Origin of the sequence: Ramlibacter sp. (genome assembly GCF_029866045.1) — a bacterium.
In the GTDB taxonomy this organism is placed as follows: Bacteria; Pseudomonadota; Gammaproteobacteria; order Burkholderiales; family Burkholderiaceae_C; genus Ramlibacter.
The window spans coordinates 26,607-41,938 of the sequence record NZ_JARXAB010000040.1 but is presented as its reverse complement, the minus strand read 5'-3'; the positions used below and the strand labels follow the sequence as shown (position 1 = coordinate 41,938).

The following is a 15,332-nucleotide window of genomic DNA, read 5'->3' as shown; positions in this document are numbered from 1 at the left end:
GAAAGCAAGCGTTACAGTACAGGTGGCCATATAACTCCTATCGGCCTATTTTATATTGTCCACGCGTTGGTCGATGCTGGATTTTCCGAAATTGAGGTTGAAATCGATAAGCGTCAATCGACTTCTGCTTTTTTTGGGGCTTTTCTCTATCTCCCAATTCGCCTCATCGCGGCTTTGGCAGACAAAAAAGAGGAAAAAAAGTATAAAACCATCGATGAAAGCAATCGATTCTGGGTAAAGAAGATGAATACATGGGATATTTTGCTCGGCAGGACGCTGATTCTTAGTGCGAAAAAGTAATGCCGTTTGACTCGTCTTTATGAGTCAAAAAAGCCCGCGCAAGGCGGGCTGCCGTGATGTCGTGGAAAACGAAGCTGCGCTTCGGCGGAGATTGTGATGTCCTGCGTGGCTGTTCTAGCCCACGCCGACTAAAGCGTCCAATATGTCGCGGGCACTGCCATTCCCAGCGGCGATTACCTCTATCAGTTGCCGGTCACTGCGAAATAGCTCTGACCCAGCCAAAAAGCAGCCGCTGGTCAGGCCCCACCTTCAGTACAACAGTGGCGCGCACCACAGCGGCAGGTTTGTTTGAGAGTGAAGGAGAGTTTGTGGAGCAGGACTAGCTATCGTGAAAAGCACCTTTGATGCTTGCGAACGCGACGCTTTCCCAGCTGAGCTACCCCCCCACGTGCAGCAAATTTCTAGCAAGACTCGGTCAGTGGCTCCAAAGACTGCTGCCCGCGCTGGGTGGCACCTCAATACGCTCAAATTTGGGGTCGGGAGAATGCGCGGGAGGAGGGGGCGGAAGGACAGGGGAGAGAGGAGAGGGGGCAAGGCCCCCACAGGCCTGAAGCGGATCAGCGCCCCATGAGCATTGGCAAATCCAGGCCCTGCGTGTGAGCACAGGCGATGGCGGTGTCGTAGCCGGCATCTGCATGGCGCATGACGCCTGTACCGGGGTCGTTCCACAGCACGCGCTGCAGCCTTGCATCAGCTTGCGGCGTGCCATCGCACACGATGACCATGCCCGAGTGCTGCGAATAACCCATGCCAACCCCGCCGCCATGGTGCAGGCTGACCCAGGTGGCACCGCTGGCAGTATTGAGCATGGCATTGAGCAAGGGCCAGTCGGAGACGGCGTCGCTACCGTCCTTCATGGCCTCTGTCTCCCGGTTGGGGCTGGCCACCGAGCCGCTGTCCAGATGATCGCGACCGATCACGATCGGCGCCTTGAGTTCGCCGCTGCGCACCATGGCATTGAAGGCCAATGCGGCCCGGTGCCGCTCGCCCAGACCGATCCAGCAAATACGCGCTGGCAGGCCCTGGAACGCAATGCGCTCGCCGGCCATGTCCAGCCAGCGGTGCAGGGCCAGATCGTGGGGGAACAGCTCTTTCATTTTTGCATCGGTCTTGTAGATGTCCTGAGGATCTCCCGAGAGGGCCACCCATCTGAACGGGCCCCGCCCTTCACAAAAGAGTGGCCTGACATAGGCTGGAACAAAGCCGGGGTAAGCAAACGCGTTTTTCACGCCCGCATCGAAGGCCACTTGCCGGATGTTGTTGCCATAGTCCACGACGGGAATACCCAGGTCCTGGAAATCGAGCATGGCCTGTACATGAACCGCGCAACTGCGGGCGGCGGCCTGACGCAACGCTGCGTGCATGGCACTGTCGGCACGAGCCGCCTGCCACTGCGAAAGTGTCCAGCCCGCAGGCAAATAGCCATTGACCAGGTCATGCGCCGAGGTTTGGTCGGTCACCAGGTCGGGCTTGAGGCCGCCAGCGCGCGCCCTCTCGGCCAAGGCGGGCAGCAGTTCGGCCGCATTGCCAAGCAAGGCGACCGAGCGGGCCTCACCTGCAGCGCAGTAACGGGCCATCCGGCCCAGGGCATCGTCGATGTCACTGGCCTGCTCGTCGACATAACGGGTCTTGATGCGAAAGTCGATACGGCTTTGCTGGCACTCGATACTCAGCGAACTTGCGCCTGCAAAGCTCGCTGCGAGGGGTTGCGCAGCACCCATACCGCCGAGTCCGGCAGTGAGGATCCAGCGCCCCTTCCAGCTGCCGCCATAGTGCTCGCGACCGGCCTGAGCGAAGGTCTCGTAGGTGCCTTGGACAATCCCTTGGCTGCCGATGTAGATCCACGAGCCGGCTGTCATCTGGCCGTACATCATGAGGCCCTTGCGATCGAGTTCGTCGAAGTGCTCCCAAGTGGCCCAGCGCGGTACGAGGTTCGAGTTGGCGATGAGAACCCGAGGCGCATCCTCATGGCTTGGAAAAACGCCGACAGGCTTGCCGCTTTGAATCAGCAGGGTCTGGTCGGGTTTGAGCCGGCGCAGGGCCACCAGGATGGCCTCAAAGCATTCCCAGTTACGAGCCGCCCGACCGATGCCGCCGTAGACCACCAGTTGGTCGGGGTCCTCGGCGACTTCCGGATCCAGATTGTTCTGAAGCATTCGGTAGGCCGCCTCGATGAGCCAGTTGGCGCAGCTGATTTCCTGGCCTCGCGGTGCGCGCACCGGGTGCGGCGCGAACGAAGTGGTAGCAGGCAGACGAGCATTCATGGCCGTAGTCCTCAAGGGTGTCAGAGCGCAAGGGCTGCGTTGAAAGACGCATCGCGCGTGCCGTTGACTCTACTTGTCTAGTCAAGTTTGGGCAAGTACCATTGAGCCATGGCTCGCACCCCCAATCCGCCCGCACCACGTCATCGGGCGGCGCCTTTTCAGCGGGTCAAAGACCACCTGCTCAGAGAGCTTGCTTTGGGTACCTGGTTGCCGGGCCAGCGCATGCCCTCAGAAAGCGATCTGATGCGGCAATTCGAAGTGAGCCGCATGACGGTCACCCGGGCGCTTCGGGAGCTTCAGTCAGAACGCCTCATTGACCGGGTGAAGGGTTCTGGCACGTTTGCCGCGGCGCTGCATCGGGTCGCCAGCACGCTGTCCATTCATGACCTACAGGAAGAAATTGAGTCACGTGGGCTTGAGCACACAGCCGCGGTTCAACTGCACAGAGCGGAAGTGGCGGGGCCGGAGCTGGGGGTCCAGTTGGGGTTGGCCGCGGGTCAAACCGTGTTTCACACCCGCATCCTGCACTTGCAGGACCAGCAGCCGCTGCAGTGCGAGGACCGCTATGTCAATCCTCTGGCCGCCCCGGATTACCTGGCGCAGGATTTCGGCCGGATCACGCCCACCCGTTACCTGTTTCAGCACACGGCCCTGCGCAGCGCCCAATACAGCGTGCAGGCGGGTCCCCCCACGCAGGAGGAAGCACGCTTGCTGCAAATCAATGACAACGCGGCTTGCCTGATCATGGTGCGGCGCACCATGAGTTACAGCCAGGTCATCACACTGGCCAGGCTGGTCTACCCGGGCGACCGCTATCAACTGAGCGGCGAGTTTCAGCCGTGATGCCACTTGCTGGAACATGGAACCATGTGCGCCTGCAAGATTGCGCTGCCAGTCCGTGGCGTAACGGCGGCGGCTTGACGCATGAACTCGTGTCTCAGCCTGCCGAAGAATGGTTCTGGCGGGTGTCGGTCGCCCGCATTGACCGCAACGGACCTTTTTCCAGCTACCCCGGCGTCCGGCGCCAATTTGCTGTTTTGCGCGGTGCCGGCGTTCATCTGGTGATCGATGGACAAGACCATGTGCTGACACCCGGCTCGCCCGCAGTGGCTTTTGACGGCGATCAGCCCTGTCGCTGCGAGCTGATCGATGGTCCCACGCTCGATTTCAACTTGATGACGCGCGGCGGTCAGGCTCGCCTGCAACGATGGCGCACGCACGACAGCCTGCCCTGGACTGCAGGACATATCGCCGGTGTTTACGCTTGTGCGCCCGCCAGCGTGCGTCACGACAGCGGAGAACTCTGGCAACTTCAGGAGGACGAGTTGCTTTGGTCGGCAGATCTGCGCCCGGGCCTCTGGGGGCTTGAGGCCAGCCAAGCATGGGTCTTTGGTGTGGAGGTCCCGGCGCAATGGGCTTGAACCTTCTGACCGACTGCCATGTCGCCACCATGCGCGCGCGGCCGGATGATCCGTTGGGCCTGATCGAGCAGGCAGCCGTGGTCTGGGACGATGAGTCGGGCCAGTTGCTGTGGGTGGGTCCGGTCGCTGAGCTGCCCGCGCCTTGGCGGCGCGTGCCCCTGCAGCATCAGGGACGGGGCGGCTGGGTCACTCCGGGACTGATCGACTGCCATACCCATCTGGTCTACGGCGGCCAGCGCAGCCAAGAGTTCCGGCAACGCCTGCATGGCGCGAGCTACGAGGAAATCGCCCGAGCTGGCGGAGGTATCGTTTCGACGGTCCGCGCGACCCGACAAGCTTCGGCAGATGATCTGCTGGTGCAAGCGCTTGCGCGGGTCGATCAGCTCCGCGCCGAGGGCGTGACCACGATCGAAATCAAGTCTGGGTATGGGCTGCAACTTGAACACGAGCGCAAATGCCTGAGCGTGGCTCGCCGTTTGGCTCAGCTGCGTCCCATCCAGGTTTGCACCACATTTTTGGGGGCCCACGCTCTACCGCCGGAGCGGGTCGGGCAGGCCGATGGTTATATCGACGATGTGCTGGCCATGTTGGTCTCGCTGCATGAAGAAGGGTTGGTAGACGCGGTCGACGTGTTTTGCGAGCGGATCGGCTTCAGCCTGGCGCAGACGCAGCGGGTCTTCGAAGCTGCCGTCGCCTGCGGCCTGCCAGTCAAGCTGCATGCTGAGCAATTGAGCGATATGGGCGGTGCGGCGTTGGCCGCCCGCTACCGCGCGCTCAGTTGCGACCACCTGGAGTGGCTGTCCCCCGAGGGAGCCCGGGCTATGGCGCAGGCGGGTACGGTCGCGGTTTTGCTGCCGGGCGCCTTTTACTTCCTGCGTGAGACCCGGGTACCTCCGATTGCCTTGCTGCGCGAGATGGGCGTTCCCATCGCGCTGGCCACAGACTCCAACCCTGGCAGCTCGCCGTGCACCTCCTTGCTGCTGATGCTGAGCATGGCTTGCACGCTTTTTCAACTCACGCCTGAAGAAGCCTTGCTGGGCGTCACCCACCATGCAGCGACTGCCCTGGGCCTGACCGACCGCGGCGCACTGGCCTCGGGCCTGCGCGCCGACCTGGCGCTGTGGCAGATCACGCATCCAGTAGACCTGTGCTATTCGTTTGGTCAGCGCCCCCCTGTGCAGGTGTTGCAGGCGGGGCGGTGGGCCGCTACAGCCAACGGAGGACCGCCATGACCTTTGACACAACGCCCGCCTTCTGCCGCGCGGGTTTCGATCTTGACCCTGGCCGAATCCCCCTGTTGGTGAGCATGCCCCATATGGGCAGTTACATACCGGCCGACATTGCCCAAACGCTGGTTCCGCGCGCGCGCCAGAGCGAAGATGCCGACTGGCACATGGATCGCCTTTACGACTTTGCGCTGGACATGGGCGCCAGCGTTCTACGGCCCCGGGTATCGCGCTATGTCGTGGACCTGAATCGCCCGCCTGACGATGCGCCGATGTACCCCGGCGCAGCCAACACAGAGTTGTGCCCCACGCGTTTTTTCACCGGAGAGCCGCTTTATCAATCGGGCCAGGAGCCTTCGGTGGAGGCCAGGTTGGCACGGCGCCAAGCCTATTGGCAGCCCTACCACGATGCATTGGGGCAGGAGCTCAAGCGGCTGGTCGCCCTGCATGGTCGGGTCTTGCTCTGGGACGCGCACAGCATCCGTTCGCAACTACCCTGGTTGTTTGAGGGGCTCCTGCCCGATCTCAACGTGGGCACTGCCGGCGGCCAGTCGGCCGACCCCGCGATTGAGCGGGCCGTGATGCAGGCTTGCTTGCAAGACAAGCGCTACAGCCATGTCCTCAATGGCCGCTTCAAGGGCGGTTACATCACGCGCCACTATGGGCAGCCTGCGCAGGGCGTTCACGCAGTTCAGCTCGAGTTGTGTCAGCGCCATTACATGCAGGAGATGGCGCCCTATGCCTATCTGCCCGAGCAGGCGGAGTTGCTCCAACCGACGCTCGAGCGCATGGTGCGTGCAGCTTTTGTCGCGCTTGAAGGTTTGAGCCGATGAAATTCTGGTGCAGCCATGCTTGGATCGCTGGTAGCTGGCAGGCGCAAGTGCTGCTGGAGTGCGATGCAGCTGGTTTTTGGCGCCGGATCGAAATCGGTGTGCCGCCCGAGCAGGCCCCTGATGCAAGCCGCTTGGGTCCAACGTTGCCTGGGCTGGTCAATGCCCACAGCCATGCCTTTCAGCGGGCCATGGCAGGCCTCGGCGAGCGGATCGATCAGCAGCAGCCAGGGGACGACTTCTGGTCATGGCGTGAGCGCATGTACCAAGTGGCCCTGCGGATCGGTCCGCAGGCGATGGAGACCATCGCCACCTGGCTCTACACCGAGCTGCTCAGCCAGGGTTACACCCATGTCTGCGAGTTCCACTACCTGCACCACGCACCCGGCGGAGCCCACTACGCCGACCCGCAGACCATGAGTTGGGCGTTGGTGCGCGCAGCTGAGCGAACCGGCATCGGGCTCACGCTGCTGCCCACGCTTTACATGCACAGTGGCTTTGACAGGGCGCCGCTTTTGCCGGCCCAGCTGAGGTTCGCAAGCACGCCGGATTTCGTTCTAGAGACCCGCCGGCAGCTCCTGGCTTATGCGCAGCAACACCAGCGGCAGTCTGTCCTGCATGCCGGAGTGGCGGTGCATTCGCTGCGTGCGGTTGACACGGCCGCCCTGCTTGAAATGGCCCTCGCTGCACAAGACGGGCCTATTCATATCCATGCCGCGGAGCAGCAACGCGAAGTTCAGCAATGCCTGCAGCATCTCGGCCAGCGTCCTGTGCAATGGTTGCTGGACCATGCGCCCCTCGGGCCCACGTGGCATCTGGTGCATGCCACGCATTGTGATGGCGCCGAAGAATCTGGCCTGTCCCAGTGCGAGGCTGGCGTGGTGCTGTGTCCGAGTACCGAGGCCAATCTGGGCGATGGGTTTGGCCCGCTGACCAGCGCATTCAAGGGAGAAATCCACTGGTCTATCGGTACGGATAGCCATGTCGGACGCACCTGGAGCGCCGAACTGCGCTGCCTCGAATACGGTCAGCGCCTGCGTACGCAATCGCGCAACATCGCGGCGCGCCATGCTTCCCAAGCCAGCAGTGCGACCGCGCTCTTTGAACAGGCGCTCAGTGGCGGAAGTCGAGCCAGTGGGCTGGCGCTCCACGGCATTGCCTTGGGTCAACGCGCTGATCTGCAAGAGCTCGATACCGACGATCCCGCCTTGCTGGGCCTGCCCGTAGACAGCTTGCTCGATGCCAGCGTGTTCTCCGAACCTGGCCCCCGCGCGCGCCAAGTCTGGGTGGCTGGTCGGCGGGTGCAAACTGAGCTGCCGCCGCTCGGTGCAAGCTGGCGCGAGGTCATGAGCCAGCTCTGGCAGGGCGCGCCTCCCGCCCCCGAGCCCCGCCCACGATTCACCCCTTCATCAACCGATCAAGGCACACCATGTCAACCCTCGAACTGACTGAACCCCATGTGTTTCTGCGTAACTGTTGGTATGTCGCCAGCGTCTCGCGTGCAGTGACCCGCCAGCCGCTGGCGGTACGGCTGCTCGATGAGCCCATCGTGCTCTATCGGCGCGAGGACGGTTCGCCGGTTGCCCTGGAAGACGCTTGCCCGCACCGTAAGTTACCGTTGTCGATGGGGCGCGTCGTCGGGGACGCCATCGAATGCGGCTATCACGGCTTGACCTTTGACGGCGGCGGGCACTGCATTCAAGCGCCGACCCAGCAGCGCATACCGGCCATGGCCAAGGTGCGCAGCTACCCGGTGCAAGACCGCTACGGGCTGCTGTGGATCTGGATGGGGGCAGCCGATGAGGCCGAGCGTACCCCCATCCTCCACATTGACGACCACGACAACCCGAATTGGCACATGACAGCCGGCGACAGCTTGCTGTGCCACTGTCACTACCTGTGGCTGGTCGACAACCTGCTGGACCCCTCCCATGTGGCCTGGGTCCACCGCAGCACTTTTGCCGCTTCGGGCACCGAAGACACACCTTTGCAGGTTCATGCCGATGAGCATGGCGTGGTGTGCAGCCGCTGGATGTTCGGGCAGCCACCGCCGCCTTTTTATGCGCCTCTGGTCAAGTTTGAGGGGCTGGCCGATCGCTTGCAGCACTATGAGGTGAGGTTGCCGTCAATGGCCATCAATCGGAGCACTTTTGCGCCGGCAGGTCTGGGCGGTCCTCAGGCAAAAGACGATCCGCGGATTTACCGGATGGTCTCCTACAACTTTCTCACCCCGATCGATTCCGACCGCACCCTGTATTTCTGGCTGCAGCACCGCAATACCGACCCCCACGATCAGGCGCTGACCGAGCGCATCGCCGCCGGGGCCAAAGCGGCCTTCGAGGAGGACCGGCAGATTCTGGAGGCCGTGCACCAGGGCATGAAGAACAAGCGCACGCCGCATATCGGTTTGCTGCTGGATACCGGCGCATCCCGTTTTCGAAAGGCGCTGGCAGCACGGCTGGAGGCCGAGGCGGCCACCATCGGGCATTCACAATGAGAACCATACATCCAGGCCAGCTGGACTGGCGCCTGCTTGGCGACGCACGCGCTGGCGCGCTGGCGCTCGATCTGGAGCCCTCCGCCTGGCGGACAGTCCACGCCAGTGCGGAGGCGGTTGCCCAGGTGCTGGCCAGCGGCCAAGTGGTCTACGGCCTCAACACCGGCTTTGGCAAATTGGCCAATACCCGCATTGCCTCTGGCGATCACGCCCAACTGCAAGTGAACTTGCTGCGCTCGCATGCCGTCGGCGTGGGAGAGCCGATGAGGCCGCCTGTGGTGCGCTTGATGCTGTTGCTCAAAGCCGCCAGTCTGGGGCGGGGCCACTCCGGGGTGAAGGCGGAGATCATTGCCCTTCTGCTGAAATTCCTGGCGCTGGACCTGCTGCCGGTGATTCCAGTCAAAGGTTCGGTGGGTGCCAGTGGCGACTTGGCCCCGCTCGCTCACCTGTCCTTACCGCTCATGGGTGAGGGCATGGTTTCGCTCCGCGGCCAGTTGATGCCCGCCGCGCAGGCCCTGCAGGCGTGCGAACTGGCGCCGATCACGCTGGGCGCCAAGGAAGGCCTCGCGCTGATCAATGGCACGCAGGCCTCGACGGCCCTGGCCATTGACGCGCTGTTTGCCGCCGATCAATTGATGCAAGCGGCGGTGGTCATCGGTGCTCTCACCCTCGACGCTGCCCGTGGAAGCGATTCGCCCTTTGATGCGCGCATCCACGAATTGCGCGGTCATCCAGGACAGATCGATACGGCAGCAGCCTATCGGGCCTTGCTCGCTGGCAGTGAGATCCGTCGCTCGCACCTGGTGGACGACGAGCGGGTGCAGGACCCCTATTGCCTGCGGTGCCAGCCCCAGGTCATGGGTGCGTGCCTCGACCAGCTGCGCCACGCAGCAGAGGTGCTTTTGCGCGAGGCCAACGCGGTGACCGATAACCCCTTGGTCTTCCGCGATGGTGGGCAGCCCAAGTTGCTCTCCGGCGGTAATTTCCACGCCGAGCCGGTTGCCCTGGTGGCCGATGGTTTGGCGCTGGCGATTGCCGAGATGGGCGCTCTGTCCGAACGACGCATTGCCATGCTGGTGGACAACGCCATCTCTGGCCTACCGGCATTTTTGACCCCTGAGCCGGGCTTGAATTCGGGCTTCATGATCGCGCATGTGACGGCTGCCGCGCTGGCCTCGGAGAACAAGTCGCTGGCCCATCCAGCCAGTGTCGACAGTCTGCCAACCTCGGCCAATCAGGAGGACCATGTGAGCATGGCCACCTTTGCAGCACGCAGGCTGTCCTCGATGGTTGACAACACCGTCTGGATTTTGGCCATCGAGGCGCTGGCTGCCGCCCAGGGGCTGGAATGTCACCGACCTCTGTGCAGTACGCCGGCGCTCGAGCGCGTTCATGCGCAGTTACGCCGACTGAGCCCGGCTCTGGTGCAAGACCGTAGCTTGGCGGCAGACATCGAAGTAGTGCAGGTCTGGCTTCGCAGTCCCGACCTCCTGGGCACGGCGCTGGCCGACAACATGGAGGAGCTTCGCAGCACCTTCGCCCGCTTGGCCTGCACCGTCGCCGCGTGAGGCGGGTGCGCTAGCCGTGCGGGCCTTGAGCGAGTTTTTTAGCGAGAGGCCAACCTAGCCCTTACCCAATTGGCGTGCCGCCAGTTCCAGCCATTGCTGCAGACTCAAGCACAGGCTGGTCTCCACCCAAAGTGACATGGCTTGGCCCTGCGAAGGGGCGATCACCACAGAAAAGGAGCCCAGTCGTGTGCGCGTGGCCATGTCCCCGGGCAGCCGTTCAAAATCAAGGTCGCAGCCCAGAGACAGCAGCTGCCGAGCCGATGTGCTGAGCATCAAGCTCGACTGCCCGGCGCTCAAGTCCACGCAGCTGCTGTGAATGCCGTCGGTTGCTTGGGACACGGCCTGCATCAAGGTGGGGGCCTGCGCGGGCTCGGCTTGAGGCCACCAGCACCACCATTCATCAGGTCCGAGACGCATCCAGAGCAGATTCGTAGCGTCCCAGGCCATCTGAAATTGTCGGCAAACACCCAGCTGCGACAAGCCCGGCGCGAGTCGCTCCAGGCATGCGGTGTCGCCAGGGCGCAGACGCACGCTGACCAGTCGACCCGGTTGGGGCACTACCAAGGCTTGCTGGAGATCAGCCACGCATGAGCCCTCCCTTGGGGTCAAAAAATACGGGGGCCACCACCTGAGCTGACCGCCAGTGGAGGCCTCCCTTGGCAGCCGCGCTGACCCTGACCGTCTCCCCATGACGTCGCGCGCCGTCTTCAATCAGCGCCAGTGCCACGGCCCGGTCCAGGGTGGGGCTCCAAACACTGGCGGTGACAAAGCCGCCGCTGGCCTGCTCGAGCGCCCGTACGGCGGCTGGATCCATGACTTGATGGCCACGAAGGATTTGTGCCCCTTCTTCCAGCGGGGGTTCGCCGGCAGGAACGAGCAGCCCCACCAGTTGCGCCCTGCCCTCGGGTTGGGCCTGGTCTCGCTGCAGGGAGCGCTTGCCAACAAATGCTTCCTTGTCCATGCGGACCGCCCAGGACAGGCCGAGATCAAACGGATTGATGCAACCATCAACCTCGTGCCCGACCGAGATGAAGCCCTTCTCGACCCGCAGCACATGATTGGCCTCCGAGCCCATGACCGCCAGCCCCAGGTGCTGGCCGACTCGTACGAGCTCGTGCCAAAGAGCGAGCGCGTCGCTGGAGGGCAGATGAATTTCGTAGCTGAGCTCTCCGGTGAAGCTGACCCGGAACAGGCGCACAGCCTGGCCAGCCAGCGTGCCGTTGCGCTGACTCATGAAGGGGAAGCTGGCGGGGGAGAGGTCAATGCTGCAGCCGCAGGCCGCCAGCAGTTCGCGGGCACGCGGGCCGCAGACCACCAGCGCAGCCCACTGATCGGTCACCGAGGTCACAAAAGTCTCGAGCCGACCTTGGAACTGCAGCTGCAGCAGCGCCTCGAGCCAGGCATGTACCGCCTGCGCCTGGCCGGTGGTGGTGGTGATCCACCAGCGGTCTTGTGCCAACCTGAAAACGGTTCCGTCATCAAAAATACGTCCGTCATCGCGCAGCATGACCGCGTAGCGGCCCCGGCCGTCCTGGAGGTCTGCCAGACGGCAAGCGTAGACATACTCGAGAAACTGCAGGCTTTGCGGGCCGGTGACTTCGAATTTTCCAAGAGGCGAGCTGTCGTACAGGCCTACCGCCTCCCGGCAGGCCAGACACTCACGCGCGATTGCCTGCGCCATGGATTCGCCAGGCTTCGGGTAGTAGCCGGGCCTTCGCCAGTTTTGGCCGGATTCGTACATGACGGCGCCCGCGCCCTCATGCCAGGCGGTGATCGGCGTGCGCCTGACAGGGCGAATCAGCTCACCCGGCTCGATGCCCGCCACTGCGCCAAAAGGCAGCGGCGTGTACGGTGGACGAAGCCGGGTCGGGCCCAGTTCGCCGGCATTCATGCCGCGCAAGTGGCCCATCAGCAAGGCCCCGTTCAAGCCCGATGTCCGGCCCTGGTCGGGCCCCATACCCAGGGCGGTGTAACGCTTGAGATGCTCAGGCGCCTCATAGCCTTCGCGCTGCGCCAGTTCCACGTCATCGGCTGTGACGTCGCTGGCCAGATCCACAAAGATCCGGCCCTGATTCTGCTTGGACAGCGCGATCGCGCTGCAACCCACAGCTTGCTTCGCCACCTCGGGTGTGGGCAGCGGAGGCAGCTGGAGTCCCAACACTTGCGCAACTTGTTCTGCGCCTTGCCTCGCGGAGGCCAGGGCCTGGGCGCTGTCCTGATACCCGGCTGCAGCCCCGATCGGAATGCCCGCCGGGCCGGCCTGCGGCACCATGCCGTGCAGGTGCGGGTCGTAAGCGCTGGAACCCCCCGCCTGTGCGTGAACGGCCAATGCGCTGCTCCAGCCGCCCGAAACTGCCAGCAGGTCAGCGTTGTGCCACTCAGTGCGGCCAGCGCTATCCCGCAAGGCGACTGCGCGCAAGCGCATTCGGCCGCGGCTACCTGCCACGCGCGCACCCAACTGGACGCGTAACTCGCGCTCGCTGGCCTGCTGCAGCAGCCATGGGTCGACCCGTGCGCGCTCATCGGCCAGCACCGCGACCTCCAGGCCGGCATCGTGTGCCTGCAAGGCCGCTGACCAGGCTGCGTCATTGTTGGTGGCCAGCACCATGCGTCGGCCTGGTGCCACGGCCCAGCGCCCCAAAAAGCTGCTGACTGCTCCGGCGAGCATGATGCCCGGGCGGTCGTTGTCGGGAAACAGCAGTCCGCGTTCGATCTGGCCGCTAGCCAGCAGCATGTGCGGAACACGCAGCTTCCACAAGCGCTCCTGCCCCGGCCGGCTGCGGTCGATTGCTACGAACAGGCCATGATCGTGCTGTGCCACCACCTGGGTGTGGGACCAGCGCTGCACTTTTGGGCAAGCGTCGAGGGCTCGCACCGTCTCGTCGATCCAGTCATCCACCGCGCTGCCGGCTGGCCGGTCGAGCCAGCGGCCTCCCGGTTGAGGCCCATCATCGGCAAGGATCACCCGCGCCCCAGCCTCGGCCAGGGCTCTTGCAGCCCACAGCCCCGCCACGCCGGCCCCCACGACCAGAACATCCGCATGGGCAAAACGACGTTCATAGCCAATCTGCCTTGTGGGAGTGTCCGGCATACGGCCCAGGCCCGCAGCCTGCCGGAGGGCGTGTTCAAAAAAGGGCCAAGCCCAGGCAGGCGATTTGAAGGCCTTGTAGTAAAAACCCGCCGGCAGCCAGCGGTGCAGCAGATCGGCCCAAGCCATGGGATCCAGACCCCAGGAGGGCCAACCCTGCTGCCCAGAGGCTCTCAGACCCTCCACCAGAAGTTCGGTGGTGGCCAGCACATTGGGCTCGCTGCGTGGGGCTTGAAGGCCAACGAAGGCACAGGGCTCCTCCCAGCCGGCAGCGAAGATGCCACGGGGCCGGTGGTACTTGAAGCTGCGTGCCAGCACGTCTACCCCTTGGGCCATCAGGGCTGACGCTAAAGTGTCCCCGGCCCAGCCCTGGAGGGGCCGACCATTGAACGCGAAATCCAGAGGACGTGCGCGATCGATCAGCCGCCCGCCGCTGTTCAGACGCCAGCCGCTCATGCGTCTTGCCCCCCTGCGCTGGCTTGAACGATTTCCTGGGTATGGGGGTCCCGTCGTACCCACAGCCAGGCGCGGCAGCCGTGCACATGCCACCAATGCTCCAGCACCGGTACGTCCGGGTTGTCCCGGTGGTAGAGGTGATCGGCCCAGGCCGCATCGTCCAGTGCGTCAGGCCGTGCCGGACGCGCACCGGCCTCACCGGTGCAGATGAACTCATGCTCGCTGCGCAGGCCGCAATAGGGACAAGGAATTTGCAGCACAGCGGGCCTAGAACCGATTTGAGGCGCTGGCCGTTTCGAACAGCAGGCGCCCCGTGGTGAACCGCGCGAGCGAAAAGGGTGCGCAGTGCTTGTCGGGCTGACCGCGAGCGAGCAGGCCTGCCAAGCTGCGGCCACCCGCTGGAATGGACTTGAACCCACCCGATCCCCAGCCTGCGCTGATGCACAGACCTTCTACTGGCGTGGTGGACAGAATAGGGGAGGTGTCGGCCGACAAATCGATGGCACCGCCCCAACTGCGAAGCAGCTTGACCCGTGCCAGGGCCGGGAACAACTCAACCAGGCTGGCCACGCAGTCTTCGATCACCTGAAACTGTCCGCGCTGTGTCCATGACAGTCCAGCATCCGGCCCGCCGCCGATCACCAGCTCGCCCTTGTCTGACTGGCTGAAGTAAATGCCCAGCGCTGGGCAGGAAACAATCACATCGAGCATGGGCTTGAGTGGCTCGGACACGAAGGCCTGCAGGGTCAAGGTCTCCAGTGGAAGCCGCAAGCCGGCCATGCGCGCCAGCCGGCTGGTCGAGCCAGCCACGGCCAGCCCAAGTCGCTCGGTGGCGATTCGTCCGCGATTGGTTTGGACCGATCGCACCCGGCCTGCTGCGACCTCGATCCCAGTGACCTCGCAGTTTTCGATGATGTCCACCCCTACCGAGCTGGCTGCCCTGGCATAGGCCCAAGCCACCGCGTCGTGCCGCACTGTGCCGGCCCGCCCTTGCCAGGCGCCGGCCAGAACGGGGAGACGACACCCCGGGTCACGCCGCAGCAGCGGCAGCAGGCCGTAGACCGCGTCGGCATCGAGCAACTCGTAGTCGGCACCAACCAGGCGCATCGCATGCATGCGCCGTCGGGCATCGCGCAGCTTGGCCCAAGTTTGAATGATCTCCAACTGCCCGCGCTGGCTGACCATGAGGTTGAAATCGAGCCTTTGACTCAGGTCTTCCCATAAACGAAGGTTCTCGTCCTGGAAGCGAATGCCCGGCTCACGCAAATAATTGGACCGAATGACGGTGGTGTTGCGCCCGGTATTGCCGCCGCCGAGCCAGCCACGTTCGAGCACCGCAACCCGGCTCAGGCCCTCATCGCGAACCAGGTGCCAGGCCGTGGCCAGGCCATGACCGCCACCACCGACCACCACCGCGTCGTAGATCCCGGATGGTTCGGCCCGGCGCCAGGTTCGGGGCCAGCCTCTGTGGCCAGAAAAGCCCTGGCGAAATAACTGAAGAAAGTTGTAGCGCACGCTGCAGGTTCAATGGGCGGCGCGGGCTGCGCTGACCTTGTCTAGTCAGGTCACTGTAGCCGGATGTCACCTGGGCATACTCAGGGTCAACCATGAAAGAGTTTCCAGATGCCCCGCGCGGAGGCCAACAAGAAGATGCTACAGTGGTCCTGATCAAGTTGAGGTGA

The 15,332-nt window shown here is 63.8% G+C and carries 12 protein-coding genes and 1 pseudogene; 8 read left to right on the top strand and 5 right to left on the bottom strand.

Translation table 11 applies throughout. The features are described from left to right. Positions 1–300 (top strand): annotated as a pseudogene (locus tag QE494_RS04650) (class I SAM-dependent methyltransferase); the annotation flags it as partial. A 557-nt stretch (positions 301–857) separates the two neighbouring features. Here QE494_RS04650 and hutU read toward each other — a convergent pair. Beyond that, complete coding sequence (hutU, locus tag QE494_RS04645) at positions 858–2,564, bottom strand: urocanate hydratase (protein ID WP_300041740.1); 1,707 nt, start codon at positions 2,562–2,564, stop codon at positions 858–860. A gap of 108 nt (positions 2,565–2,672) precedes the next feature. Here hutU and hutC point away from each other — a divergent pair, with 108 nt between their 5' ends. The 7 genes from hutC to hutH are packed head-to-tail and all read left to right on the top strand — an operon-like array spanning position 2,673 to position 10,106. Continuing rightward, entirely contained in the window at positions 2,673–3,407 is a 735-nt protein-coding gene (gene hutC / locus QE494_RS04640; RefSeq protein WP_300041739.1) for a histidine utilization repressor, read from the top strand. Further along, the gene (locus QE494_RS04635; RefSeq protein ID WP_300041744.1) at positions 3,407–3,985 is read left to right on the top strand and encodes a HutD family protein; all 579 of its coding nucleotides are present in this window, start codon (positions 3,407–3,409) and stop codon (positions 3,983–3,985) included. The genes hutC and QE494_RS04635 overlap by 1 nt, the downstream gene beginning before the upstream one ends. A 29-nt stretch (positions 3,986–4,014) precedes the next feature. Beyond that, positions 4,015–5,217: an imidazolonepropionase gene (gene hutI, locus QE494_RS04630; protein WP_300041743.1), complete on the top strand. Its 1,203-nt coding sequence runs from the start codon at positions 4,015–4,017 to the stop codon at positions 5,215–5,217. Beyond that, a complete protein-coding gene (hutG, locus tag QE494_RS04625) occupies positions 5,214–6,044 on the top strand; it encodes an N-formylglutamate deformylase (protein WP_300041738.1) in 831 nt (276 codons plus the stop codon). Before hutI ends, hutG begins: the two co-directional genes overlap by 4 nt. After that, positions 6,041–7,489, top strand: coding sequence for a formimidoylglutamate deiminase (gene hutF / locus QE494_RS04620; RefSeq protein WP_300041737.1), 1,449 nt, complete (start codon positions 6,041–6,043; stop codon positions 7,487–7,489). The genes hutG and hutF overlap by 4 nt, the downstream gene beginning before the upstream one ends. Beyond that, positions 7,471–8,538 carry an aromatic ring-hydroxylating dioxygenase subunit alpha gene (locus QE494_RS04615; RefSeq protein ID WP_300041736.1) on the top strand — a complete coding sequence of 356 codons (1,068 nt, stop codon included), beginning with the start codon at positions 7,471–7,473 and terminating at the stop codon, positions 8,536–8,538. Before hutF ends, QE494_RS04615 begins: the two co-directional genes overlap by 19 nt. After that, positions 8,535–10,106 (top strand): histidine ammonia-lyase, encoded by a 1,572-nt coding sequence (gene hutH / locus QE494_RS04610; protein ID WP_300041735.1) that lies wholly within the window; start codon positions 8,535–8,537, stop codon positions 10,104–10,106. The genes QE494_RS04615 and hutH overlap by 4 nt, the downstream gene beginning before the upstream one ends. 54 nt (positions 10,107–10,160) lie before the next feature. On the opposite strand, the gene QE494_RS04605 is transcribed toward hutH, so the two are convergent. The 4 genes from QE494_RS04605 to QE494_RS04590 are packed head-to-tail and all read right to left on the bottom strand — an operon-like array spanning position 10,161 to position 15,165. Beyond that, entirely contained in the window at positions 10,161–10,691 is a 531-nt protein-coding gene (locus QE494_RS04605) for a hypothetical protein (RefSeq protein ID WP_300041734.1), read from the bottom strand. Further along, positions 10,684–13,650, bottom strand: a complete 2,967-nt coding sequence (locus QE494_RS04600) for a 2Fe-2S iron-sulfur cluster-binding protein (RefSeq protein ID WP_300041733.1) — start codon at positions 13,648–13,650, stop codon at positions 10,684–10,686. The genes QE494_RS04605 and QE494_RS04600 overlap by 8 nt, the downstream gene beginning before the upstream one ends. After that, complete coding sequence (locus QE494_RS04595) at positions 13,647–13,910, bottom strand: sarcosine oxidase subunit delta (RefSeq protein ID WP_300041732.1); 264 nt, start codon at positions 13,908–13,910, stop codon at positions 13,647–13,649. Before QE494_RS04595 ends, QE494_RS04600 begins: the two co-directional genes overlap by 4 nt. Positions 13,911–13,917: 7 nt before the next feature. Beyond that, positions 13,918–15,165, bottom strand: a complete 1,248-nt coding sequence (locus tag QE494_RS04590) for a sarcosine oxidase subunit beta family protein (protein WP_300041731.1) — start codon at positions 15,163–15,165, stop codon at positions 13,918–13,920. Positions 15,166–15,332 lie beyond the last annotated feature (167 nt).